Origin of the sequence: Pannus brasiliensis CCIBt3594 (genome assembly GCF_036688125.1) — a bacterium.
GTDB classification, from domain to species: Bacteria; Cyanobacteriota; Cyanobacteriia; order Cyanobacteriales; family Microcystaceae; genus Pannus; species Pannus brasiliensis.
On record NZ_JBAFSM010000019.1, the window covers coordinates 58,153 to 82,914 of the forward strand.

General features: G+C 51.9%; 29 protein-coding genes and 1 pseudogene. 21 read left to right on the forward strand and 9 right to left on the reverse strand.

The genetic code is table 11. The features are described 5' to 3' along the window. Positions 1–28 precede the first annotated feature (28 nt). The gene (locus V0288_RS11550) at positions 29–805 is read left to right on the forward strand and encodes an ABC transporter permease (protein WP_422661962.1); all 777 of its coding nucleotides are present in this window, start codon (positions 29–31) and stop codon (positions 803–805) included. Positions 806–872: 67 nt separating this feature from the next. Here V0288_RS11550 and V0288_RS11555 read toward each other — a convergent pair whose 3' ends face one another. Next, positions 873–1,007 carry a hypothetical protein gene (locus V0288_RS11555; protein WP_332865250.1) on the reverse strand — a complete coding sequence of 45 codons (135 nt, stop codon included), beginning with the start codon at positions 1,005–1,007 and terminating at the stop codon, positions 873–875. Positions 1,008–1,185: 178 nt separating this feature from the next. Between V0288_RS11555 and V0288_RS11560 the strand changes: the two genes are divergently transcribed. Further along, positions 1,186–2,199 carry a sulfate/molybdate ABC transporter ATP-binding protein gene (locus tag V0288_RS11560; RefSeq protein WP_332865251.1) on the forward strand — a complete coding sequence of 338 codons (1,014 nt, stop codon included), beginning with the start codon at positions 1,186–1,188 and terminating at the stop codon, positions 2,197–2,199. Positions 2,200–2,261: 62 nt separating this feature from the next. On the opposite strand, the gene V0288_RS11565 is transcribed toward V0288_RS11560, so the two are convergent. Both V0288_RS11565 and ssuD read right to left on the reverse strand, forming a co-directional pair. Then, positions 2,262–3,617: a vanadium-dependent haloperoxidase gene (locus tag V0288_RS11565; RefSeq protein WP_332865252.1), complete on the reverse strand. Its 1,356-nt coding sequence runs from the start codon at positions 3,615–3,617 to the stop codon at positions 2,262–2,264. A 231-nt stretch (positions 3,618–3,848) separates the two neighbouring features. After that, positions 3,849–4,997 (reverse strand): FMNH2-dependent alkanesulfonate monooxygenase, encoded by a 1,149-nt coding sequence (ssuD, locus tag V0288_RS11570; RefSeq protein ID WP_332865253.1) that lies wholly within the window; start codon positions 4,995–4,997, stop codon positions 3,849–3,851. A gap of 142 nt (positions 4,998–5,139) precedes the next feature. Here ssuD and V0288_RS11575 point away from each other — a divergent pair, with 142 nt between their 5' ends. Genes V0288_RS11575 through V0288_RS11585 form a run of 3 tightly spaced genes read left to right on the forward strand, consistent with a single transcriptional unit; the run spans position 5,140 to position 7,819 of the window. Beyond that, positions 5,140–6,234: a sulfonate ABC transporter substrate-binding protein gene (locus V0288_RS11575; RefSeq protein WP_332865254.1), complete on the forward strand. Its 1,095-nt coding sequence runs from the start codon at positions 5,140–5,142 to the stop codon at positions 6,232–6,234. 12 nt (positions 6,235–6,246) lie between these two features. Next, on the forward strand, positions 6,247–7,053 hold the full coding sequence (gene ssuC / locus V0288_RS11580) for an aliphatic sulfonate ABC transporter permease SsuC (protein ID WP_332865255.1): 807 nt from the start codon (positions 6,247–6,249) through the stop codon (positions 7,051–7,053). Between the two features lie 19 nt (positions 7,054–7,072). Beyond that, positions 7,073–7,819 carry an ABC transporter ATP-binding protein gene (locus tag V0288_RS11585; protein WP_332865256.1) on the forward strand — a complete coding sequence of 249 codons (747 nt, stop codon included), beginning with the start codon at positions 7,073–7,075 and terminating at the stop codon, positions 7,817–7,819. Here V0288_RS11585 and V0288_RS11590 read toward each other — a convergent pair. From V0288_RS11590 to V0288_RS11600, 3 genes are all read right to left on the reverse strand, one after another. Continuing rightward, entirely contained in the window at positions 7,816–8,034 is a 219-nt protein-coding gene (locus tag V0288_RS11590) for a hypothetical protein (protein ID WP_332865257.1), read from the reverse strand. The two genes, V0288_RS11585 and V0288_RS11590, sit on opposite strands and share 4 nt — an antisense overlap. Positions 8,035–8,234: 200 nt before the next feature. After that, positions 8,235–8,897, reverse strand: a complete 663-nt coding sequence (locus tag V0288_RS11595; protein ID WP_332865258.1) for a hypothetical protein — start codon at positions 8,895–8,897, stop codon at positions 8,235–8,237. Positions 8,898–9,312: 415 nt separating this feature from the next. Continuing rightward, complete coding sequence (locus V0288_RS11600; RefSeq protein ID WP_332865259.1) at positions 9,313–10,542, reverse strand: sulfonate ABC transporter substrate-binding protein; 1,230 nt, start codon at positions 10,540–10,542, stop codon at positions 9,313–9,315. A gap of 359 nt (positions 10,543–10,901) precedes the next feature. On the opposite strand from V0288_RS11600, the gene V0288_RS11605 reads away from it, so the two are divergent. Continuing rightward, the gene (locus V0288_RS11605) at positions 10,902–11,576 is read left to right on the forward strand and encodes a cadmium resistance transporter (RefSeq protein ID WP_332865260.1); all 675 of its coding nucleotides are present in this window, start codon (positions 10,902–10,904) and stop codon (positions 11,574–11,576) included. A gap of 108 nt (positions 11,577–11,684) precedes the next feature. Here the strand turns inward: V0288_RS11605 and V0288_RS11610 are convergent, their stop codons facing one another. Together V0288_RS11610 and V0288_RS11615 are read right to left on the reverse strand one after the other, a co-directional pair. Then, a complete protein-coding gene (locus V0288_RS11610) occupies positions 11,685–11,975 on the reverse strand; it encodes a hypothetical protein (RefSeq protein WP_332865261.1) in 291 nt (96 codons plus the stop codon). Between the two features lie 32 nt (positions 11,976–12,007). Continuing rightward, positions 12,008–12,688, reverse strand: a complete 681-nt coding sequence (locus V0288_RS11615; protein WP_332865262.1) for a TerC family protein — start codon at positions 12,686–12,688, stop codon at positions 12,008–12,010. 294 nt (positions 12,689–12,982) lie between these two features. On the opposite strand from V0288_RS11615, the gene V0288_RS11620 reads away from it, so the two are divergent. The 8 genes from V0288_RS11620 to V0288_RS11655 all read left to right on the forward strand — a co-directional run bounded on the left by V0288_RS11620 (position 12,983) and on the right by V0288_RS11655 (position 20,296). Continuing rightward, positions 12,983–13,549, forward strand: coding sequence for a pentapeptide repeat-containing protein (locus V0288_RS11620; protein ID WP_332865263.1), 567 nt, complete (start codon positions 12,983–12,985; stop codon positions 13,547–13,549). 209 nt (positions 13,550–13,758) lie between these two features. Then, positions 13,759–14,829 (forward strand): sulfate ABC transporter substrate-binding protein, encoded by a 1,071-nt coding sequence (locus V0288_RS11625; protein WP_332865264.1) that lies wholly within the window; start codon positions 13,759–13,761, stop codon positions 14,827–14,829. A 37-nt stretch (positions 14,830–14,866) separates the two neighbouring features. Then, positions 14,867–15,865: a PstS family phosphate ABC transporter substrate-binding protein gene (locus tag V0288_RS11630; RefSeq protein WP_332865265.1), complete on the forward strand. Its 999-nt coding sequence runs from the start codon at positions 14,867–14,869 to the stop codon at positions 15,863–15,865. A gap of 17 nt (positions 15,866–15,882) precedes the next feature. Further along, entirely contained in the window at positions 15,883–16,827 is a 945-nt protein-coding gene (gene pstC / locus V0288_RS11635; protein WP_332865266.1) for a phosphate ABC transporter permease subunit PstC, read from the forward strand. A 15-nt stretch (positions 16,828–16,842) separates the two neighbouring features. Next, positions 16,843–17,733 (forward strand): phosphate ABC transporter permease PstA, encoded by an 891-nt coding sequence (gene pstA / locus V0288_RS11640; protein WP_332865267.1) that lies wholly within the window; start codon positions 16,843–16,845, stop codon positions 17,731–17,733. Positions 17,734–17,916: 183 nt separating this feature from the next. After that, the gene (gene pstB, locus V0288_RS11645) at positions 17,917–18,714 is read left to right on the forward strand and encodes a phosphate ABC transporter ATP-binding protein PstB (protein WP_332865268.1); all 798 of its coding nucleotides are present in this window, start codon (positions 17,917–17,919) and stop codon (positions 18,712–18,714) included. 261 nt (positions 18,715–18,975) lie between these two features. Then, positions 18,976–19,671, forward strand: coding sequence for a cadmium resistance transporter (locus V0288_RS11650; protein WP_332865269.1), 696 nt, complete (start codon positions 18,976–18,978; stop codon positions 19,669–19,671). A gap of 214 nt (positions 19,672–19,885) precedes the next feature. Further along, a complete protein-coding gene (locus V0288_RS11655; RefSeq protein ID WP_422661963.1) occupies positions 19,886–20,296 on the forward strand; it encodes a YidH family protein in 411 nt (136 codons plus the stop codon). A gap of 194 nt (positions 20,297–20,490) precedes the next feature. Here the strand turns inward: V0288_RS11655 and V0288_RS11660 are convergent. Further along, positions 20,491–20,643, reverse strand: a pseudogene (locus V0288_RS11660) (IS630-like element ISMae24 family transposase); the annotation flags it as partial. 752 nt (positions 20,644–21,395) lie between these two features. On the opposite strand from V0288_RS11660, the gene V0288_RS11665 reads away from it, so the two are divergent. The 7 genes from V0288_RS11665 (at position 21,396) to tumE (ending at position 24,688) form a co-directional block, all read left to right on the forward strand. After that, positions 21,396–21,764: a hypothetical protein gene (locus V0288_RS11665; protein WP_332865271.1), complete on the forward strand. Its 369-nt coding sequence runs from the start codon at positions 21,396–21,398 to the stop codon at positions 21,762–21,764. A 150-nt stretch (positions 21,765–21,914) separates the two neighbouring features. After that, positions 21,915–22,124, forward strand: a complete 210-nt coding sequence (locus tag V0288_RS11670; protein ID WP_332865272.1) for a hypothetical protein — start codon at positions 21,915–21,917, stop codon at positions 22,122–22,124. 74 nt (positions 22,125–22,198) lie between these two features. Further along, on the forward strand, positions 22,199–22,810 hold the full coding sequence (locus V0288_RS11675) for a hypothetical protein (protein WP_332865273.1): 612 nt from the start codon (positions 22,199–22,201) through the stop codon (positions 22,808–22,810). Positions 22,811–22,875: 65 nt separating this feature from the next. Then, entirely contained in the window at positions 22,876–23,121 is a 246-nt protein-coding gene (locus V0288_RS11680; protein ID WP_332865274.1) for a hypothetical protein, read from the forward strand. Then, a complete protein-coding gene (locus V0288_RS11685; RefSeq protein WP_332865275.1) occupies positions 23,118–23,780 on the forward strand; it encodes a hypothetical protein in 663 nt (220 codons plus the stop codon). Before V0288_RS11680 ends, V0288_RS11685 begins: the two co-directional genes overlap by 4 nt. 304 nt (positions 23,781–24,084) lie before the next feature. Beyond that, complete coding sequence (gene tumA / locus V0288_RS11690) at positions 24,085–24,315, forward strand: antitoxin TumA (protein WP_332865276.1); 231 nt, start codon at positions 24,085–24,087, stop codon at positions 24,313–24,315. Beyond that, positions 24,305–24,688 (forward strand): toxin TumE, encoded by a 384-nt coding sequence (tumE, locus tag V0288_RS11695; RefSeq protein WP_332865277.1) that lies wholly within the window; start codon positions 24,305–24,307, stop codon positions 24,686–24,688. Before tumA ends, tumE begins: the two co-directional genes overlap by 11 nt. Positions 24,689–24,762 lie beyond the last annotated feature (74 nt).

The window sequence follows — 24,762 nt, forward strand, 5'->3', positions numbered from 1 at the left end:
AATTTTTGAATTCCGGGCAGATGTCTAAATGACGCGAAAATACTGGCATACCCCGCGAGAACTCTCGTTCCCTTTACCTCTATGGGGGATCGGCTTCGGATTATCGCTCTGGTGGCTGTTTACAAGCCCGCTATGGCACTCGAACCCGATCGTGAGCGATTTTTCACCCGAACGCGCTTTCGTCGCGCTAGGATACCTTTTCCGTAGCGGTGAGATTATTCCCCATATCCTGACCAGTTGCCGCCGGGTGTTCGTCGGTTTGGGTCTGGCGATCGCTATCGGTGTCCCGTTGGGGATACTGGTGGGGTTATCCCGTCCCCTGGAAAGCGCCTCGTCCGCGCTCTTTCAATTCCTCCGCATGATCTCGCCCCTGTCCTGGATGCCGTTAGCGGTAATGGTTTTGGGGATCGGCGATCTTCCCGTCTATTTCCTACTCACCGTCGCGGCGGTCTGGCCGCTCGTGCTGAATACGGCGGCCGGAGTTACTTCGGTCGATCGAGCGTGGCTGACTCTAGCGCGGAGTCTCTGCGCCACGCGGGGGGAAACGATCTTTCGGGTGATCCTACCGGCGATCGTCTCGCATCTTTTAACCGGCATCCGTCTGGCGATCGGGATTATCTGGATCGTTCTCGTGCCGGCGGAAATGCTCGGGGTCAGCGCGGGCCTGGGCTACTATATCCTCGACACGCGCGATCGCCTCGCCTACTCGGAGTTGATGGCGGTCATCCTGATTATCGGGGCGATCGGTTATCTTCTCGATTCGGGTTTACGTCTCGCTCACCGCACCTGGACGCATCAGGATTAGACCTCCCGCTCCATCAACGATTTCCCGTTACTCGACTTGAGTTTACGATCCGGTTTTTGAACGGCTTTCAATAGTCGATCTCGTCGTTTTTTAAGGTGGTTATTTTATTCCGCGCGCGGGGATTACTCGTGTTATAAACGGTAAAGATAAAGTTCATCAGGAAGGATAACCGGTCTTTCGTAGATTTTGGTACTGTTTTCACAGAGCGATCGTTGAGGAAAATCATGGCATTATAAATTTAGGATCGGTTTCGAGAAAGATACTTTTTATTAAGACGAACATTTTAGTATTTTCTTCGGGTGTTACGCTAAACAATTATATTTTTCCGATCGGAATACTGTAATAAGCTCGTCAATTGTGGCCTACAGAGGACTACCCCCGTGAGTATCGTCGTCGATCGAGTATCCAAACGCTTCGGAAGCTACCAAGCCCTAGACAACATCGCCCTAGAAATTAAACCCAATAGCCTCGTCGCGCTGTTAGGCCCCTCCGGTTCTGGAAAAACGACCCTCCTGAGAGCGATCGCCGGACTCGAACCGCCAGACACCGGACGCATCATTATCAATGCTAGAGACGCGACCGATCTCGACGTTCGGAAACGGAATATCGGCTTCGTCTTCCAACACTACGCCCTTTTTAAACACCTCACCGTCCGTCAGAATATCGCCTTCGGGCTGACGCTCCGTAAAGCCTCGCCCGCGTATATCCGGGAGAAGGTAGATAGTTTACTGAGTTTGATCCAGTTACAGGGATTGGGCGATCGCTATCCCGCGCAACTCTCTGGGGGACAACGGCAGAGAGTCGCTCTCGCCCGCGCTCTAGCCGTAGATCCGGAGGTATTGCTCCTCGATGAACCCTTCGGCGCCCTGGACGCGAAAGTGCGGAAAGAATTGCGTTCGTGGTTGCGACAGTTACACGAGGAAGTCCACGTTACCAGCGTATTCGTCACCCACGACCAAGAGGAAGCGATGGAAGTGGCCGACGAGATCGTGATTTTCAACGAGGGAAAAATCGAACAGGTGGGAACTCCGGCACAGATCTACGATCATCCCGCCACCCCGTTCGTGATGGGTTTTATCGGGCGGGTGAACGTCCTTCCCCCCACCGCCGCGCTATTCGAGAACACCGAGGAGATCGTGGGCGGGGAAAAGGTCTTTATTCGTCCCCACGACCTAGAGATATTGCCCTTCACCGCCGATGCCGCCGTTCCCGCCACGATCGCGCGGATCGTCCATCTCGGTTGGGCGATCGATGTGGAATTATCTCTACCGGATCGATCGCTCGTTATCGCCCATCTCAACCGCGAACAACTGGCGAATCTGGATATCGAGGTGGGGAATCAGGTGTACGTCCGTCCCCGTGGCGCCCGCGTTTTCGCCGGGCGTTCAAACTAACCCCGATTCTGTCCGGTCCCCTACCCCGGTAGGGACGAGGAGATCTCACCCTACCGGTACGCCTAACGATTCAACGGTTTCAGCGCGTTCTGAAAAACGTAATCGCCCACCTGTCTACCCAGCGCGGCGCCTTGTTCGCTGGCCGAACGCGTGTGAACTCCCGCCCAAATCCGCGACCCGATCAGTTCGTTCGTGATCCCGGAGAAACTGGTATAGGTGCGCGTCACCCCGACATTGGCGGGAAAGATGATATTTACCTTAACCGTATCGGTTCCGAAAAAGTCCTTCAGTATTCGTTCCCCCGATCCGGCCGTCACCGTATGACCGGAAATATAATCCGGGTGGGCGGGAGTGACGACCAACGATTCCCAGTTCGGATCGGCGGTTATCTTCGGATTTCCGAGTTGAGCGGCCGAGGGAATCGCGACAACGGGCCGCCAGAGCTTGTATTTATACTTCACCTCGTATCCCGCGATATACGCGTCGAGTCCCGCGATATTGAGCAGGGCGAAGAGTCGCGCGTTTTCGAGTAAATTCAATCCCTTCGCGGTAGAAGCCGCCTGAGCCGCCGTATTCCAGAGAACCACCGGGGAAACGGGGGAAAAAATCGCCGCCGCGGTCTGTTCCGAAGTACGTTCCCGACTTGTCCTGCCGCCCAGCCGCTTAACCTCATCTAGTTCTTTCGCGTAAGCGTCACTATTGAGGGGCAGGGGCGCGGGAATTTTGAACTGATCCGCGCTTTTAATCACGAAGGGTTTGACCGTACTCCAGTGGGGCAGGAGCGCGGGAGCGAATAACGGCGGGGTCGGTTGCCAGATGCCGACTTGTTTCTCGGCTTTATACTCGCTTTTCTGGTTCGCCCCGTCTTCATTACGGATCGCGATCAGTTTCTCGGCGACACTTTGACCGAGTTTAATCCCCTCCTCTCTGGCCAGGCCTTCGGGAATCTTGGCGAGGGAAGCCGTCCACGCGGTCTCGATCAGACCTTTCTGCGCCGGATATAGAGCGAGTAACGAGTAATAACCCGCGGCGGCCGCGGCGGCGGAAGGATCGGCCCCAGCGGGCGCTTTTTCCTCGAACGCGTAGGGGGTGTAGCGTCGATCGATCGCGTTAACCGCGTCGAAGATAGCCGTGTGAACGATAGCGAGAGAGCGATACTGTTGCGGGGGGGGAGCCGATGCGGCCAGAACTACCGCCTGTGCCGTTTTATTCCAATCTAATACCGCGTCGGACGGAGTTTTCTGGTTCGTGCTGGTGGCTTGAGCGACAGAAATGGGAGTTTCGGGAACGGTCAACGCTTGCAGGGGAAGGGGACGGGTAAACGTGTGGAATCCCTCGATCGCCAGGAAACCGGCAACGACGGCGACGATCCCGAATCGTTTCCCTAGAGAGCGGAGGATTTTAGAAATATTTCGCATACTACAGTTAACCTATCGAAAAAACGTAGTTTAACTGTAAAGGAACCCGTCCGCGATGTCAAAAACCCCGGTATCCGATCGAACCCTGTAGACGAGACATCTCGCGCGATCGCTTCGGGAAAGCCTAAAAGCCCGAACGAATCGGGAACCTAGCTTATTTCGAGAAAAATTTTTCATTTCTACCCTCTAACTCCTCTCCGGCGGGAAATTCTTCTTTCCGCGTCGGTCTCGTTAACTGGCGCTCACCTGGCGATCGCGCGGGAAATCGGTGTCGGCGACGATCTCGCCGAAAGGACTGAGAACGTGATGTCGCGGGGGTTGTACCCCGTTTTCTAGCGGTAAACGGGGAAACAGCAGTTCGGCGGTCCGATAGGCTTCCTCCAGATGGGGATAACCGGAGAGAATAAACGTCTCGATGCCGAGGTCGCGGTACTCTAAAATCCGTCGCGCCACGGTATCCGCGTCACCGACCAGGGCGGTTCCGGCCCCCCCGCGCACCAAACCCACCCCCGCCCACAGATTCGGGCTAATTTCCAACGCCGCGCGACTACCGTTGTGTAATTGACTCATGCGCCGTTGTCCTTCCGAGTCCATACGCGCGTAGGCTTTTTGGGCGATAGCGATCGCGTCGTCATCCACGTAACGGATCAGTTGTTCCGCCGCCTCCCACGCCTCGCCGGCCGTTTCCCGGACGATAACGTGTAAGCGGATGCCGAAACGGAGAGTCCGACCGCGGGCCTCGGCTAACCGGCGCACGTCGGCGATTTTGGCCGCGACCGCGGCCGGAGGTTCCCCCCAGGTGAGATAGACATCGACGTGTTTCGCGGCGATCTCGTGGGCGATCGGCGAGGAACCACCGAACCAGAGGGGGGGATAGGGAGTTTGTACGGGGGGAAACAGCACTTTTCCGCCTTGAATCTGTAAATAGTCGCCTTGGAAGTCTGTACTGGGTTCGCTTAATAGTTGTCGCCACACGGTGAGAAACTCATCGGTCAGACGGTAGCGATCGTCGTGGTTCAGATGCACGCCATCCCCCGCTAACTCGATCGGATCGCCCCCGGTCACGACGTTAATCAGCAATCGTCCCTCGGAAAGGCGATCGAATGTGGCCGCCATTCTCGCCGCGACTCCAGGAGAGACCAACCCCGGCCGCACCGCCACCAGAAAACGCATCCGCCGCGTGTGACCCACCAGGGAGGAAGCCACGATCCACGCGTCCTCGCAGGAGCGCCCGGTCGGTAATAACGCCCCGGTATAGCCTAAATCGTCAACCGCTTGGGCTATCTGCCGCAAATAGGGGAATGTAACGCTCCTCCCGCCGGTTGCCGTCGCCAGATAACGTCCGTCGCCGTGGGTCGGGATAAACCAGAGTAGTTGCATGGTGGATGTCCTTGCTATAGGATAGTAATACGGTAAGTCTATCAAAATACCGCACATTAAAGCGGTATCGAAAAAAACGGAAACAAGCGATCGGTCAGCCTTTACCGAGCGTTTCCGTATCGTGAATTAGGAGTTAGCATTGGTGTTCTCAAGGAAAAAAAACTCGATTCTCTGGAAATTAGGGATATTTCTGCTGGGTTTTGTCGTGAGCGCGGGATTATCTCTCTACCCGCGCGCGGAAAAAACGATCGCCCATCCCACCGTTATCGATAGTCAGACCGCCATCCGGGCGGAGGTCGCGGCCGCTGATACTCGGGCGATCGACGCGAAAATCGCGCCCTTTACTCTCGCTCAGGGACAACCGGTCGATACGAAAGAGATCCGGATCGGCTATCAAAAGTACGGAACTCTTAACCTGTTAAAAGCGAAAAATAGTTTAGAGGAACGGTTGAAGCCGAAAGGGATTTCCGTCAAATGGATTCTCTTTCCCGCCGGGCCGCAGTTATTGGAGGCGTTAAACGCGGGGAGTGTCGATTTCGGCAGTACGGGCGAGGCACCACCGATTTTCGCCCAGGCCGCGGGCGCGCCGTTAGTTTACGTCGGTCACGAACCGCCCAACCCGAAAGGCGAGGGAATTCTCGTCAAACAAGATTCGCCGATTAAAACGGTCGCCGATCTCAAGGGCAAAAAAATCGCCCTCAATAAAGGCTCTAACGTGCATTACTTTCTCATCAAGGCTTTGGAGTCGGCGAACCTCAAATATAGCGATGTGAAACCGGTTTTCCTGCCTCCAGGTGACGCGCGGCCGGCTTTCGAGCAGGGGAGTGTCGATGCTTGGGCGATCTGGGACCCTTTCTATACCAAGGCGAAACGGGATCTGAACGCTCGGATCGTTCGGGACGGTACGGGATTGGTGGCGAATCGGGAGTTTTATCTTGCGGCGAAACCCTTCGCGCAACAATACCCCGATCGAGTGAAAGCCATTCTAGACGAACTGAATAAAGTAGATGGTTGGGCGAAAGCGAACCCGAAAGCGGTCGCGGAATTGCTCTCGCCACAATTGGGAATCGATGTCCCCACCCTCGAAGAAATTACCCGTCGTCGTCCCTACGGTGTCCAGCGACCGCTTAAACCGGACGTGATCGCCTACCAGCAGAATGTAGCGGATATTTTCCAAGAGTTGGGGTTAATTCCCAAGCCGATCCGGGTGAAAGACGCGGTGATTCAGTTGAAATAGAGGGAAGTAATTATGAGTTCTGGTATCGTTCAAAGTTCTCGATCGCGCGCTTTTTTTCGGAATCCTCTGATCCAACAGATACTACCCTGGATCGTTCCCGTCACGCTGATTATTCTCTGGCAGATTCTCGCCTCGATCGGTTGGATCTCGACCCGGATTTTACCCGCTCCCGTGGATGTGGTGAAATCGGCTTTCCGTCTCGCGGGAACGGGAGAATTATTCATCCATCTCGGGGCGAGCGCGAAACGGGCGATTTCTGGGTTTATCGTGGGCGGCAGTATCGCTTTTTTCTTGGGATTATTGAATGGCGTTTCTCGGATCGCGGAACTGTTGTTCGATACCTCTCTACAAATGCTGAGAAATATTCCGATCCTCGCGATGATTCCCCTCGTGATTTTATGGTTCGGGGTCGGCGAGGAAGGGAAATTATTTCTCGTATCTCTCAGCGTGTTTTTTCCCATTTACATCAACACCTTTTACGGCATCCGTAACATCGACCCCGCGTTACTAGAGATGGGCAAGGTGTACGGATTAAATACTCGGGAAATGTTTCAAAAAATCATTATCCCCGGCGCTTTACCCTCGATTCTCGTGGGAGTGCGTTTTTCTTTGGGTTTGATGTGGCTAACCTTAATTGTCGTGGAAACCTTCGCCACGGATGCGGGGATCGGTTATATGGCGATGAACGCGCGGGAATTTTTACAGACCGACGTGGTGGTTCTGGCGATCGCTCTCTACGCGCTACTCGGAAAACTCGCGGACTCTCTGGCGAGATTTCTCGAAAAAATTTGGTTGAAATGGAACCCCGCTTATCGGTAAATCGTTCGGAGAAAAAAGAATGACAGGAACGCGTTTAGACATTATCGATCTGTGTAAAACATTCTCGGTAAATCCCGTTCTCGACGAGATTAATTTAACTGTGAATCCAGGGAAATTCGTGGCGATCGTCGGTCGGAGCGGGTGCGGGAAAAGTACGCTTTTACGGTTGATAGCGGGGTTAGAAACGCCGACGCGGGGGGGGATTTTACTCGACGGGGAACCGGTGAGAGGATTGAACCCGCAAACTCGAATTATGTTTCAAGAAGCCCGTTTATTACTCTGGCAATCGGTATTACAGAACGTGGAATTAAAAAAGGATCGGAAAGATCGTTCCCGATGGGCTTTGGAACAGGTGGGGTTAAGTGATAAAGCTTATGAATTTCCCCTCGCGCTCTCCGGGGGACAGAAACAACGGGTAGCGCTCGCGAGGGCTTTAGTGAGTCAACCGCGTCTTTTATTATTAGATGAACCGCTCGGCGCGTTAGACGCACTAACTCGAATCGAGATGCAGGAATTGATCGAAAAGATCTGGCAAGAGGAAGGATTCACGACCGTATTGATTACCCACGATGTGGAAGAAGCGGTGACGCTGGCCGATCGAGTTTTATTACTCGAACAGGGTCGTTTTACCCTCGATCTGTCGATCGATCTACCCCGTCCCCGTCGTCGGGGAAGCGCGAGTTTCGCCCTTTTAGTGGAACAGATTCTCGATCGGGTATTGAATCGACCTTCGGAAGCGAGAGAGCGAGCGAATCTACACGGTTAGCGATCGCTGGAATTCCTCGCCCTTTCTTTCCATTGCAGATAGGCTTCGATCGAGGAAAAATGTTGCACGATATCGTCGAGGCCCTTCGGTCGTCCCGATAGATAACCGTTTAGGTATAAGGAATCTTTCGTTCGCGGGAGTTTTCCCCGATCTCGATCGGCCCGCCCCTCTTGATAACGATTTTCTTGAAAATGATGGAATATAAAGTCGAACATAGGATGAATTCGGTGAAGGGGATACATTCTCCTACCTCCACTGTAGAATTCTCTTTCGATAAAAACAAATACTCTTAGTTTTTTATTCGATAAATTAAAATAATCATTGTCGATCGCTTTGGATAGCGCTCCCGTTCGCGAGATAGCGGGAGGTCTAAAAAGTCGGGGCGGGTAAACGCGACCCGCGCCCGATAACGGAATTAAGCGGCCGATCGTATTCCCGCTTTGACGGTCGAGAGTAGATCTTCCAAGGCCCGATCGCTTCCCTGTAGACTCTGCTTCACCGCGGCGATCCCTCGATCGATCCGAGCTTTTAATAAGGGCGAAGCTCCTTCTTTAGCGCGTTCGGTATCGTCCGCGAGGCGATCGATCGACTGCGCCGCGTTATCAAGGGTTTGCCGAAAAGCTTGTAGGTTTCGCGAGAGATCACCACCCCCGAGACCGTAGAGTTTTTTGCCATATTTAGTCACTTTTTCGGCTAGGTCGTCGAGCTTGTCGGCCGCGTGTTCGAGATCGTCCTGCCGCTCCCCGATAATCTTCTCGTCGGGAACGGGGCTGGCTAATTGCGTCGATACATCATCAATAGCCGAGTTAGCTTCCGAGACCAATCTCTCGTAGTAAAGCCGAGCGTCTTCGAGGATTTTCGGCAGGACGATCGGCGTTTCCGGGACGGCCGACTCCGCGCTCGATGCCGGCGGGAGAGCTTGGTTAGGAACTACCTCCGGGGTCGGGGGCGCGTCGATCGCCGGTATCGCGCTCGCCCCTTCCTGGAAAGATAGGAAAAAGGCGAAAGCGAACAGGGAAATGATGAGAGGGAAAATTCGTTTACCGAGACTTGTAAAGCTCTTTTTTCGGAAATTCATAGCGTTCACCTTTTCAAAAAAACGGAAAACCGTAAGAAAATATCTTGTTTAGTTTATCGGATTTTAGTAGAATAACGGGGTGTCTTTAATAACATTTAATAGTAAAGTTTATTGAAGTTAATCGATGGTATATAGCCGTAAGCGATTGACGCAAGATACTGGATTTAGAATATTCTTACCCTCGAAAGGTAGTGCTATAGGCTAAAAATCATACAATAGCAATTGTAGAAAATTCACGGTAGTTCTGGATATTCGAGGTGAAATCGTTCGGATCGATCGCTAACAATTTAATAATGTGTTTGCCGTTATACACACTACAATTCCCGCGTGAATCCCGAATTTTCGATCGGGTTAGCCTGACTCCCGCCTCCTGAATTCCTGACAACCCGAAAAATTCTCTTGTCCCGAACTAGGGTTAATACGTCCAATTCTGTTTGGTTTGTAGAGTATAGGTTCCGTCGCGCACGTTGACTCGTTTGGGAATCAGTTTTAAATCGCGGAAGAGATTGGCCTGATGTTGTAGCGCGGTGAGAGAGCGATCGTCGATCGGTACGATCGCCCGTTCCGAGGCGCGTTGTTCGAGATTCGCCACGATCGCCGGATCGAGTTCGTGATGCTCCGCCATGCGTCGGGCTGCGTCTAATTCCTGTTGTTTCGCCCACGCGCCCGCCTCGTTCACCTCTTCTAAAATCACCTTCAGGACATCGGGATAGTCGCGCACCAATTCGGGAACCGCGTAATAATAGGTCGGCACCTCCAGGGACGCGTTCTCGCCGAAAATACTCTCCAGATCGGCGATCGATCTTCCCCCCGGATAGGTGCGGGTTTCGGTCGGCGAGTAGGGAACCCACACCACCCACGCGTCGATCTCCCCCCTACGGAAGAGAACTAACGCCTCCGGTTGTGTAGCGTACACCGGCTCGATGTCGCTCAACTCCAGCCCCACTTTCATCAACGCTCGGATGAGGACGTAATGCGCGCTCGAACCCCGATCGAACGCGATTTTTTTCCCCTTGAGATCGGCGAGTGTCCGGATCGGCGAATCCTCCGGCACGAGAATGGCCTGACCCTTGGGAGCGGTGTATTTTTCCTTGGCCACCCGGACGAAAACGTGTTCCGCCGCTTGCGAGAAAACGCTCGCCGTACCGCCGCCACCGCAGAAGTCGATCGTCCCGTTACTTAACGCCTCGATCAGCGAGGAAGCGGCGAGAAAATTCGTCCACGTCACCGTCACCCCGAAAGGTTTCAACCTTGCTTCGAGAAAACCCCGCTCGCGGAGAACTTCGAGATTGGTCATCCCCTCGGGATAGCCGATTTTGAGCGTTCCTAGCCGTCGGGCTTGTTTGGCGAGGGGAGTCGTGTCGTTCGGAGTCGATCGCTTGAACCAGCGATCGAGCGCGATACAGAAGAGGATACCGGCGATAAATAGCCCCACGGTTTCCAAGAGTCGGGGCGTGGTGTTGCGGGGGAATTTAAACCCATCGACGAGGGAGAGAAACGGGTTATCCGAGCGCGACTGACCGACGGCGATCGTATCCGCGAACGCACCGGAAAAGACGACCGCGACGAAGGCGATAACGAAAAGAATCGCGAGACGATAGCCTCGCCACGCTCGGAATAGACGATCGATCGAACGGCGGATCATAGGGAAAGGAGTCAGGAGACAGAAGTCAGGAGTCAGGAGTCAGGAGGAGAAAGGAGAATTCAAGAGATCGGGAAAGTACAAAAAGTGTATTTTTCGCTATAAATTCTTGAAATCTTCATTTTTTTAGTTGAATTTGACTTTCGATCCTCACGGTTGCCGGAGGTCGATCGTAAAACCCCGGCTCCCTTCGAGAGAGAGCCCGCGATTCTGCCTTCATCCTATAAAAATCGATGGTACTTGGATTGTGTAACGAGGCACATTTACGGATGTATTGAAAATGTTATAGTTTTCAAAGTAAATTGCGGCCGAATTTGATCGGATTTCGGTCATCGCGTGGCGATCGGGCCGAGGGATGTCGGATGAGTTGGTTGATCGAAACCGTCAAGATCGGGGTGGCGACCGGGATCGCGACCACCTTCGATGACAATATTTATCTAACTGGTTTCTTTAGCGAGGTAAACCGTACTTTTCGCCCGATACACGTTGTCGTCGGCGAACTGGTCGGGTTTACGACCCTAGTATCGATTAGTTTGGTGGGTTTTATTTTGGGTTTAGTGATCCCGCCGATCTATATCGGCCTGCTCGGGATTCTGCCGATCCTCATCGGTATCCGGAATTTATTCACCCTCGATCGAGATGACGAGCGAGAGAAAGAAGACAGAAAGGTAAACTTAAAAAGAAACGCCAGATACCACGGGTTCGCCTCTCGAAAACTCTCGATCGCCGAGGTACTTCGCGATCGACAAACCTACAGCGTTTCCGCGGTCACGATATCCAACGGCGGTAACAATCTGGGAATCTACATTCCCCTTTTCGCGAACAGTAATCTCGCCCAACTCGCGATCATTATCCCGATCTGTTATTTAACCGTTTGTACGTGGCTGTTTCTCTCCTATCACCTGACCCGTCAACCGGGGATCGCCGTTATTCTCAGTCGTTACGCGAGTAAGCTTTTCCCCTTCGTGCTGATGTGGTTAGGTTTACGGATTATTCTCGATAACGAATCCTATCGCTTGTTGATACCCGGTTTGTAGGAAGAGTCGGGGGAAGGCAGGAGGCAGGAGGCAGGAGGGGGACATTAGATGTAGGAAATTTATACATCGGGAAAAGGGTGCCGCGAGTATTTGAAAAAGGTTATCGTTCTACTTTTGCCCTCCTAGAATTTCTAACTTACTCTCGTTGACCCAACGGGTAACGAATTCGCCGTTTTTTTGGCGGACTTTAATCTGTATCTGTTTCCCGCCTAATTTCACCACTTCGGCGGGGACTTTTCGGACTTCCCCGGAATTCGATCGGGGCTGATAATTCCACACCACGCGCTGACCGATCGACAGAGGAGGAGAATCGGGATTCGCGAACGAGCCATCGGCGAAAACCGGGGAGGAGAGCGCGAGAAAGAGCGTGAGCATCGTTGCTAGTAGAATAGATTTCATCTTCGATTTCCCCCGCGTTCGGCTTACTCCATTTACACGATAACGCGTTTGGAAAATCCCCAGGTCAGGATCGTCACGACCATCGTTAAAACCATCCATTCCGGCGGTAGAAAGGCGGGGTTACAGGCTTTTAAAAGTAACCGTCCCCCCACTCCTAAAACGGTTAAATAGGCCGCGTCTTGGAGATAGACAAACTCGGTTAACCAGCGCAGGAATAAACCGGTGAGAAATCGCAGGGCCAGTACACCCAGAATCCCCCCGGTCAAAAGAATCCAGAGTCGATCGGATAGGGCGATCGCCGTGGTGACGCTATCGAGTGAGAAAGCTAGATCGGTAAAGGCGATTAACGCGACCACGCGACCGAAAGAATCGATCCCGATCGAGTCCAATTCGTTTTCTTCGCTTTCTCCGTCGGTGAGTTTATTCCAGAAATGTTTACCCGATAACCAGAGAAGATAGAGCGCTCCGATCGCTTCCACCTGCCAGAAATGTACCGTCCAACTCGCGGTTACTAACATCGCGATCCGCAACGCGAACGCGCCCGCCAATCCCCAATTTAAAGCGTCGCGTTGTTGGCGCGGATCTCGGAGTTGCCGTACCAACGTGGCGAGAGCGACGGCATTATCGGCCGAGAGAATCGTTTCTAACACCACTAACGCGGAAATCGTGCCTAACGTTTCTATAGAGAAGATATCGGGGAATTCGGATAGCATCACTCGGTTTTCACTCCTAATTCAAGGTCCGGCCGGTCACTCTTCCGGCGAGTTGTTCCGGGTACAAGTTCATCTTAGGGAAAGCTTATCCATAAAATCAAATATTCTTTTTTGTTAAACCGATAAATAAAAGTAATTGTCACTCGCCGAGTCGCCGAGAGTTACGATAAATATAATTTATGATTTTGAAAATAAAGAATATTTGTTTTTATCCAAGAACCTTTCTAGAGTGAGAACATACGGCGCCGTTCAACCGAGCGCGGAAGTACGAATCTCTCACGAGGAACCTAATCCATGAAACAACTTTTCACCATCGGTCGCCTAGTTATCGGCGCGCTCTGTGTCGCCCTGATCGTCGGTTTTTCCCTTCTAACACCGGCCGCGAGAGCGGCTAGACTAGATGCGGCTTCTACCGCTCCCGTCACCGCGCCGGTCGTGAATCCCGTCGCGAGCGTGAAGGATAATCTCGGTAGATTACGCGACACCAATGCCTGTGTCGGTTGCGATCTCAGCGGGGTAAACTTAAAAGATTTTAACCTGCGATCGGCCAATCTAGAAGGCGCGAACCTCAGCGAAGCCGATCTCGAAAGAACGAATTTACAGGGCGCGAACCTGAAAGGCGCGAATTTAGCCGGGGCCGATCTCGGGAAAACGATCCTCGCGGGAGCCGATCTGAGCGGCGCGAACCTCTTCGACGCGGATCTCGAAAAATCGAATTTACAAGGCGCGAACCTAACCAACGCCGATCTACAAAAAGCCGATTTACAGAAAGTGAATCTTACTAACGCGAAACTAGACGGCGTGAATCTCCGCGGCGCGGACGGGGAAGACGCGATCGGTGTCGATCCGACTCTTTTCTAGATTTTTTTCGGAATTTACATTTCAGACTTTAGACTCCCGTGGGTACGGGAGTTTTTTCGCGAGAGAGCCGATTTCCCCAACCGGGAGATCGGTTTTTTTCGGAAAAGTTAAAAATACCTTAAGCCGGACGGGATGGCCCGCGACATTCTCTAGGATAGACAATAATCTACGGTATGTCGATCGGCATACCGATAAATATAGGAACCTCGATGAATCTATCGCTACCTTCCATCCGATCGCTTTTCCGTCGCGTCCGATCGCTCGACCGGCGGAATTTCCTGTCCCTGCTATTGGCGGGTCTGCTGGGAAGTCTCGCCCTCGCTTCCTGCGCGGGAGGGGGAAATGCCTCGGGGCCGGAAGTGAAATTGAATCTCGTTTCCTTTTCGGTCACGAAAGCGGCGCACGATGAAATAATCCCGAAATTTGTCGAGAAATGGCAGAAAGAACATAACCAGAAAGTGGTTTTCGATCGCAGTTACGGGGGATCGCTGGCACAGGCCGATGACGTGATCGCCGGGAAACAGCCGGCGGACGTGGTACATCTGGCCCTACCACTGGACGTGACGCGGATCGCTGACGCGGGTTTAATCCAACCGGGTTGGGAGGATCGGTCCCCGAGACGGGGGGTGGTGAGTCAATCGGTAGCGGCGATCGTCACCCGTGACGGCAACCCGAAAAAGATTCAATCTTGGGCGGATCTGGCGCGAGAGGACGTGAAAGTGCTGGCCGCCGACCCGAAAACTTCCGGGATCGGGGTCTGGCAGTTGTTAGCTCTTTGGGGTTCGGTGACACAAACGGGAGGTGAACCGGCACAGGCGATCGATTTCGTCCAGAAAGTCTATCAGAAAACCCCCACCCTGGCTCGGGACGCGCGCGAGGCGAGCGATCGCTTTTTCCAAGAGGGAGAGGGCGATTTATTAGTTACCTACGAGAACGAGGTAATTCTCGCGAGGAGAAATCGACCGGAAATCAGTTATTTTATTCCCCCATTAAATATTTCGATCGATAATCCCGTCGCGGTGGTGGATAAAAATGTCGATAAACGCGGAACGAGGGAAGTCGCGGAAGCCTTTGTCGATTTTCTCTATTCCGATTTAGCGCAGAGAGAATTTGCGAAATTGGGGTATCGATCGGTCAATCCCTTCGTGGCCCGAGATGAGGGATTACAATTCCCGCCGACTCCAACCCTATTTAACGCGCAGGATCTCGGCGGCTGGCCACTAATTCAACAAAAATTTCTCACGGGAGGCGGTATTTTCGAGAAGATTAAAGCGGGTTAGGAACTTAAGTTTTTTCTGCATTATAACACTTTTTGTCATGAAAATTAATTCCATTTTTTTGCTAATTCCTCTTCTTCTTTCGAGTAATATCATCGCGGGTTGCGGTCAATCGGCCGAATCCGCGGAGAAAGAACAGCAGGTATCGATCGACGGTGGCGCGGTGGGTTACGCCCTCTCGCTCGCGGTGGCCGAGGAATATCAAAAACTACATCCCGACGCGCGGGTAAGCGTCGCGGCGAGTGGAACCGGGGGCGGTTTTAGTAAGTTCTGCGCGGGGAATCTCGACATCGCGGGAGCGTCGCGGGTGATCCGAAAAGAAGAGATCGAGAAATGTAAGGAAAACGGGGTAGAATTTCTCGAATTACCGATGGCGATCGACGGTCTAGCGGTGATCGTCAATAAAGACAATAACTTCGCCAAATGTCTGACGATTAAAGAACTCGATAAAATGTGGAACGCGAAAGCGGAGGGTAAGATCACCAGTTGGAAACAGATTAACCCGAAATTTCCCGACGAGAGATTATTATTATTCGCCCCGCCTTCCGATACAGGAACTTTCGATTACTTCACCCAAGCGATCACGGGAAAACGGAAGAATAGCCGTACTGATTTTACCCCTAACCGGAATCAAAACGCTCTCGTACAAGGTGTGATCGGCAATAAATCCGCGCTCGCCTATTTAGGGATCGCTTTTTATATGCAGAACCAAGATCGATTGAACTTGGTGGCGATCGAAAATGCTGAAGGTAAGTGTGTTAAACCCGTTCCCCTCGATAACGTTCTCCGAAATATTTATAATCCCCTTTCCCGTCCTCTATTTATCTATGTCAACAAAAACAATCTCAAAACGAATCCGTCTCTCGATCGATTCGTTCGGTTCTATCTAGAAAATTCTTGGAAATGGGTCGATGGTGTGGGTTATGTCGCCCTACCGGATGAAGCCTACGTCAAAACCCTACAGAAATTCGATCGACGGGAAACGGGCTCGAAATTCGGCAAAGCGAAACCCGGCGAACCGATCACGAACTTTATTTAAGGAGGAACCCCGAACCGATGACCCTTAGCCCTAGTTCTTTCGATGATTCTTTGTTCGCGGGAGATAATTCCCTCCTCAAGCGATCGTCCGACGATATTCAAGAAAAGATTATCGCGTCGATTCTTTTCGCCTGCGCCTTCGTTTCCGTGGCGACCACGATCGGGATCGTGGCGATTATTTTTACCGAGACGTGGGGATTTTTTCAAGAGGTATCTTTCGCCCAATTTTTCCTCGATACCCGTTGGACTCCCCTTTTCGCGACCCCCCATTTCGGTATCTGGCCGCTGATTAACGGGACATTTCTGACGACAGCGATCGCTATGATCGTCGCGGTTCCCCTCGGTTTATCCTCCGCGATCTACCTCGCCGAGTACGCCAAACCGAACGTGGCGGCGATTTTACGCCCCGCGGTGGAATTACTCGCCGGAATTCCGACGGTGGTGTACGGTTACTTCGCGTTACTGTTTATCACGCCTGTTTTACGGAATCTTTTCCCCGTGGAGATTTTTAACGCCCTCAGTGCCGGGTTAATGATGGGCATCATGATCACCCCCACGGTGGGATCGATCAGTTTGGACGCGATTCGAGCGGTTCCCCGTTCCCTCCGCGAGGGTTCCTACGCGCTGGGAATTACCAAACTGGAAACGATTTTTAAAGTGGTTCTACCCGCCGCGCTGTCCGGGATCATGGCCTCGATCATTCTCGGAATGTCGCGCGCGGTGGGGGAAACGATGACGGTGTTGATCGCCGCCGGATCGCAACCGCGGTTAACCCTTAATCCCTTCGAGTCGATCGCCACTCTCACCGCTTTTATGGCGGAGATTTCCGGGGGAGACGCGCCCCGCGGCAGTCTTAGTTTTAAAACCCTTTACGCGGTCGGCGCGGTACTTTTCGTCCTCACACTGGCGCTGAATCTGGCGAGTTATTGGATCTCCCACCGCTTTAAAGAAAAATACGATTAATTTTCTCAATTTTCTATGGTTACATCCTCTGTCAAAACCGATACCGTTGAATTTACCGACCATCTCGAACGTCGCGAGGCGATCGGTAAATTCTTCGAGTATCTTTTCCTCTTCGGTTTACTAATCGGTTTGTTCGTCCTCGCGCTGTTGGTATTGAATATCTTTCACGACGGTCTCGGACGGCTATTAACCCCCGGATTCCTCACCGAAACACCGTCCCGTTTCCCGGAAAGAGGGGGTATCCGGCCCGCGCTGGTCGGTAGTTTCTATCTAGGAATTATCGTGCTGTTCGTCGCGGTTCCGATCGGGGTGGGGGCGGCTTTGTATCTGGAGGAATACGCCCCGAAAACCTGGTGGACGGCACTGATCGAGGTCAATATCGGCAATCTGGCCGGGGTTCCCTCGATCGTCTACGGTTTGTTAGGATTAGCGGTTTTTAACTATCTGTTGAATTTCGGACCGACGCTCATTTCCGGCGCGTTAACCCTCGCGCTTCTCTCGTTACCGGTCATTATCGTCACGGCGCGGGAGGCGATCCGCGCGGTTCCCGATTCTCTACGACAGGCTTCCTACGGTTTAGGAAGTACCAAATGGCAGACGATCCGACACCATGTTTTACCCTACGCGATCCCGGGGATTTTCACGGGGGTAATTATTTCGGTTTCTCGGGCGATCGGTGATGCCGCTTCTTTAATGGTTATCGGGGCGGTTAGTTTTCTCACTTTCGATCCCGGTTTATTCCAGCGATTCATGGCGTTACCGATTCAAATTTTTAGCTACATCACCCGTCCGGAACCCGGATTCGCCAACGCGGCCGCGGCGGCGATTATCGTGCTGATCCTCTTAATTCTCGCCCTCAACGCCATCGCGATCTATCTACGTCAACGCTATTCAATATCGAATTGAGAAGGCAGAAGTCAGGAGGCTTTTAGCTATCAGCTTTCATCTATCAGCTTTTAAAAAGCGAGTTTTTAAGTCTTGGCTACTATCTAAAGAGAGATCTCGCTGACCGCTGACCGCTGAAAGCTTTTTCCCCATCTCCCCACTCAAAAAACATCGCTTTTCATCATACTTAGGAGATCTTTCGGCATGACCACCCACCTTAACCAGGATCACAGTGTTTTCGACGCGGAAGGGATTAGGGTTTTTTATAACGGTTTTCTCGCCCTCGTGGACGTTCATATTAGAATTCCGTCCCGAAAAATTATCGCGTTTATCGGCCCTTCCGGTTGCGGGAAAAGTACCCTTTTGCGTTGCTTTAACCGGATGAACGATCTCATTCCAGGCGCGAAAGTGGAGGGAAAACTTCTCTATCGAAATCAGAATATTTACGATCCGAAGGTGAATTCCGTCAAGTTACGGCGACAGGTGGGAATGGTGTTCCAGCGCCCGAATCCTTTTCCGAAAAGTATTTACGAGAATATCGCCTACGCGCCCAGAACCAACGGTTATCGGGGCAATCTTGACGAATTGGTGGAATCTTCTTTACGTCAAGCGGCGATCTGGGACGAGGTGAAAGATAAACTCAAGGAGAAAGGAACGGCGCTATCGGGGGGACAGCAACAACGTCTCTGTATCGCTAGGGCGATCGCTATGAAGCCGGATGTGTTATTGATGGATGAACCCTGTTCGGCATTAGACCCGATCTCTACCCGTCAGGTGGAAGAATTATGTTTACAACTCAAGGAACGCTACACGATCGTCACCGTAACGCACAATATGCAACAAGCGTCGCGGATCGCCGATTGGACGGCGTTTTTCAATACCGAAACCGATCCGGCCGGGAAACGACGGGGAAAATTAGTCGAGTTCAGTCCCACGGAAGTGATGTTTAGCGATCCCGCGACCGAGGAGGCGCGCGAGTATATTAGCGGGCGTTTCGGGTAAAAATGTTGAAAAATCGGGAAATTATCGCGGGCGATCGCTGTTTCGTCCGCAATTTGTGCTGTGAACTACATTATTCCGATCGGAATAGGTAATAAAATTCTCCCGCTCCCAGAATTCGATCGATGGGTTCCGGTAGTTTAATTACTTTAGTTTATCAAATCAACAAATAAGAATATTTGATTTTATCGGTTCTCCCGCGTACAGTGAAGATGTGACCGGCACGACAACGAGAACCGAAAGCCATCTTAAGGAAAAAACACGATGATCGAGATAATTACCGCAATATCTACCGGCGTGGCGGCTTTTGTAGCTACCAACCTCGACGATATATTGATCCTGACGATTCTTTTCACCCAATCGGGGAAACTTTTCCGTCGCCGTCAGATCGTTATCGGTCAGTATCTAGGCTTTAGTCTCCTCGTCCTCGCGAGTCTGGCCGGCTTTTTCGGAAGCTTTCTGATTCCCCCCGAATGGATTCGCTATCTCGGTCTCGTTCCCGTGATTCTCGGCATCGTCTCTTTCTTTAAAGAAGAGGAGGAGGATGGAGATCCGGAGAGTGTGGAGGTGGATCTAGAAGCGGCGAACCGTTTTCCCCTCGGTCGTTGGCTTGACCCGCGTACCTTCGGTGTGGCCGCGCTGACCGTCGCTAACGGGAGCGATAATATCGGTATTTACGTCCCTCTTTTCGCCAGCAGTACCGTAACCGGTCTAATCGTTATCGTGAGCGTGTTTTTAATTCTGGTCGGGGTTTGGTGCGCGATCGCCTACGGACTAACGAACGTGCCGGCGGTAGCCACCGTTCTAACCAGTCAGGGTAGTACCTTCGTTCCCTGCGTCCTGATCGGTTTAGGGGTATTCATCGTCAAGGAAAGTATTCCCTTCGCGTTCTTGGCTTTAGGAGTCAGCTATCTTTGGGCCATCGCCAGTGGCAAAAAGAGCGAGTCGGAATCGGCCTGAACCCTATTGGGGAACGATCGGCTCGCCGCACCGGGCGACGACAGCCGGAAACCTTCAAGAATCCAGCGATCCCCTTTCCCCTCTTGTTTACTACCATTTATACAGATTCTCGATAGGATTAACGTTAATATAAAAAAGTCTTCTGAATACCGATCGCCGTCGAGTGAGAAACTATCTATCCCTCCCTTCCCTATTCTTCCCGCGGGAACCGAAAGTGACCGAAACCCCGGAAATCACTTCTCCGAAAAAGGTTAACCCGAATCGCGTCCGGGATCATCTGGCCAACGAACGCACCTATCTGTCGTGGATGCGAACGGCGATCGCTTTGATGGGGTTCGGGATGGTGATTCTCCGTCTTCGAGCCTTCCATCCCCCGATGACACCGCGCCCCGGTTACGGCTGGAAACTGGGCTTGATGTTCTCCCTCGTGGGCTTATTAACGGTTTTTCTGACTACGGGGCATTATTTCAGCGTGAGACGGGATATCGACGAGGATACCTACGAACCCGCCGATCGTTGGGTGATTCTCTTTAGTCTAGCGATCGTCATTCTCGGCGCGGGGATCATCTATTTCGTGGCTATCAGTCCCGACCTGCTCATCGGGAATATGATGACTTTCGAGTAACGGGCGAGGGTTGATGGAAGTTCGAGATTTCTCGATCGAACCGTCAGAGGAGCGATGGCTTTGTAAGCCGGCTGTAGGGGTGACACTAAAAATCAGAAGCCATGTCCGATCGGGGTTTTCAGCCCTTTTACCTCGCTGATAATCGAGGCGTTTTCGTGGGGAAAACAATAGTAAGTACCTAGGCTAAATTAATTTTAAGTACCTAGACACAAATTAATTACATACTCGCTTCCAAAATTATCCAGCACTTTTTTAACGTAAGCGAGGAGAATTTTTCGATCTTGAGAAGCACTAAATTCAATCCATTCATATTTTAAGAATCCCCATAATATTTTAATTAAATTTAACGGTGATTAATTTTGCATGACTACTTAATAACGCTCTTCCGTCACTCTAGGGAACGGGAAGACAGAAATGGCACGAGAAGACGGATTCCAATAGCGAATTTAGCGATCAATTAAGTTGAATATATAAAAAAAGTAGTGAATTAATCGAGAATTAAAAAAAACACAAACTAAAGCTTTTTAATAACTCCAGTGAACGAAAGACTCGATAAATAATCGATTATTATTTCGGTTGTCTTTCTATCCTTTTCCTACAGGATGCCAAGGATGATTTTCCGAGATCTCTCCGGCTGTTGGCTGGTCGGATGACTGATTTTTCTTTTGACCTTGATCTTGAAAAACCTCCGTTTGAAGGCTAACCATTAGGTACGCACTCATGACTAGCTCTCACCATTTTTTGATGTCATGATCATCGGTTAGACGATAAGCCGACTATCCTAATTCGTTTTTACTATCTATCGTTTCTTCGATCGGCAATACGACCTGATTTTATCCATTTGAAGGGATGTCAAAACTAAAGTGCCGAATCGATCTAACCCGAGCTTCACCCCGCTTAATCCATACCGTTCGGACAAAGGTACGGACTTGGGAGCGGGAGCGAAGCGTTGGTGGAGGAAATATTGCTGGCTCTGCCAGTGTGCCGACACACGCCAGGATTTATAGAGCGAAAAATCATCGGCTAACGCCTTTTTGAAACGAGAATCGCCCGCGATAGAGCGAGCGGTTCTCGGAAAACAACATATCTAGAAACAATTATGGCGCTAATCGATAATCGATCGACGCTCTCGTGCGCGTCCTGTCCCTTCTTCGAGGACTACGACGACGAACGGGGTCGGGGCTGGTGTCGGGAGTTTAATCGACCGGCCCGACGACATCACCGCGGGACTCGGGAGTGCGAGCAAGTTAACGATCGCTCACTCGTGAAAGTCCGGGTCGAGGTGTACACGAACGAGGTGGAAGACGACGGCAACGGTCATCCTGTCCCGATCGATTCCCAACTCATCGACCTGAAAGTTCCACACCTCACCCTCGCGGACGTGACAGCCGCTTTAAGTTCGGCGATCGATCTTTCCGCGTGGACAATCGCGAGTTACTGGGAACCCGTCCCGGATGCCGAATTCTGACGCGTAACCGCGGGAAAGCCGAAATCGGGAGTCATCTAGCTCCCGATTTTTCATTGGGAACCGACAGGAATTTCCTCGCCATCGTACCGAACCCCCTTCGGCTATCGCCGATTCGGAGCGCACAGAGCGATAGATGAGGGAAACCAACCCGTGAAAAGGAATTTCGATCGCAAAACTTACGCCGAACTCCGCGACCTGTACAGCCATTACCAACAGATCTTTCCCGACGTGAAAAATCGCGCCAAACCCCTGATCCGTTGGTATATCAAGAGTCTCGCCACGGAGATCGATCGTCGATGGAGGGCTTACGCCCTTTTGAAGCGAACGGGAGTAGCGAAAGTTGCCCGACGACCGTGTTGACCGTTCGATGGGGGTCGCGCATCCTACACGCGAGTTCAACGTAAAACAACATCTAGTAAAGGGAAGTCAGTCTCATGAGTAACCTATCCACTTTCAAGGTATTCGGAACCCGCCAGAAAGACGCGATCTTCTGCCCTCAAGTCCCCTTCACCCTCCGCAACGATAACAAGGTCGGGATGTGGAAAGTCGGCGAGGACGATTATCGCGGGAAATCGATCGATGTCTCGATCCTCAAAGTCGCCCAATTCTTCGGTTCTCTCGGCAAGACGACCAACACCTTCTGGTTACAGCTATGGTTCATCGCCGCGCCGGGTTGCACCAATATCCCCGAAAACACGGTCTGCCTGACCTATCTCAAGAAACGTAGCATCGCTCAGTTCTCGCAGAAAGTCACGCAGTTAATGGAATCCGGCGAACCCGGTCTCGGCATCTTCTCCGGTTCCTTCACCAAGCACAGTAGCGAGAAGGGCGATTACTATAGCGTCGTTTGGGATTGGCGCGAGCGGGATACCGACGAGGAATTCTTGCAGTTGGAGAAAATCGCCGATTTCTTGGCGATGAATCCCAAATTAGTCGATCTCTCGGTGAACCTGATCCCGATCGACGGATTAGCTCCCGACGAGATCGAATTGCTGATGTCCTCGGCTAAGGCGATCGAGTTGGAAGGCTCCACCGCGGGTCGGTAATCTCTAAATAATCGGGAGCGGTGGGTATGTGCCTATCGCTCCCGTTTTTTTTCGAGGAGGTGGAAATGGTTAACTTTAACCGGGATCTCGGGGCGGTCTGCCGTCGCGCCCTGGAGATCGATCGCATTTACTGGAAAGTCGAGAAGGATTTCCGGAAAGAACTCGCTAAACGGCGGCAATGCTGTCGGAACTGTCAGTGTTTCGATGATAATCCCTATCTACCGTGCGCTATCGACCCGATCGTGGCGGCAAAACCGGACGGGGATAACGAATGTAAGCATTTCGAGCCAAAGGAGAGGCAAATCGGGTGAAAATTGTTCATTTACCCGCGGGAAGTAAATTTTACGAAACTCCCCGCGGGCTATTTCCTAGTGTCACGACGATCCTTCAAGCGACCATGCCACGGGATCAACGCGATCGACTCAACCGATGGAGAGAGCGGAACGGTTCCTCCGCCGAACTCCTCCGCCAAAAGGCCGCCGAGCGGGGAACGATGATCCACCGACTGCTCGAATCCCGTTTCCGGGGGGAGGAAATGGAATGTCCTCCCGATGTCGCCTCTTTCTGGAAAGAAGCGCGGAAAATTCTCACCGCGATCGGCCCGGTGAGCGCGAGCGAGAAGTCGCTTTATCACCCGAAACTCCAGTACGCGGGGACTCTCGATCTGCTGGCCGATTGGCAGGGGACTTTGACCCTGTTCGATTTTAAGACGAGCGATCGGGAAAAGCGATCGAGATGGTTGACCTCAGCCCGACTACAGATCGCCGCTTATCGGGGGGCTTACGAATATCTTTACGGACTGGAAATCCCCCGCGGGCTAATTCTAGTCATCACTCCCGACACCGTACAGTTTTTCAGCATGGAAAGGGAGGAATTAGAAGAATATTGGCGGGAATGGTTAATCCGTCTCGAAGAATATCGATCGCTAGACCTCTACCATCAGCTATTCCCCGAAATTACCCGAAAGTGAGCGAGGGAAAAAGAATAGATTCACTCGTCCAAGCCCTAAACGGAGCGGCCCGATCCAATGAGCGAGCGATTTCTAGGGCGGACAGATCGGGAATTGTCAGTCGAGATCGCGGGCGATCGCTCCCGATAAACTAACCGAACCAATAAGGGATATCGCCGTCAAATCAGGGGTATCCCGTTCAATTCACCACCAATAGCCACCAGAAAACTAGATACTAGCGGTCGCGGGCTAATTAACGCTCCCGTAGCCCACCGCGGCCGCGTATAATGAAAATGACCTTCTGCACCCGTCGGGTCGTGAGAAAATGCGGAAACAGACGATCGAATATACCTCCCCGTTAGACGCTCTGGTCGCCGTTGCCAAGCGACTAAGCGTGTACGAAAACCAATACCGGATGAATTCCGAGGATTTTTTCCACCAATACAGTCAGGGAAAACTATCGGATGATGCCGAATTGATAGAGTGGGCAAATGATTACCGAAACTACCTCGCTTTACATGAAGAACTGGAGCGAAAATTGAATCGTGTCGCCTAATCCTCTTTCCGAATATCTCGAACGGGTAGAGCGAGCGCTTTCCGAATACGAGAACGTTTATGTAGAACGTTACGAGGAGGAAATTCTCACGCCCCGAAGAGCGAATTTAAGAATTAGATTACGCTTCAATGGGACACACTTACTAGAAATTAACGAGGCGATCGTTCTGACCGATAACGAGCTAGAGTTTCTCGATTATCGCTATCATTTTCAGGACGAAAAGAACCGCTTGGTTTTTCGCTACGATAGCACACCGCATTTTCCCGATCTGCCCACTTTCCCTCACCATAAACATCTTCCGTCGAACGTGATCGGCTCGTGGAAGCCCGACATCGAGAGGGTATTACAAGAAGCGGCGGCTCTATCGAACTAAACCGATAATTTTCCGAGGAAAGCTGTCCCGTTATCCCGATTGATAAGTTCATCTGTTCTAAGCACCGGGAAATC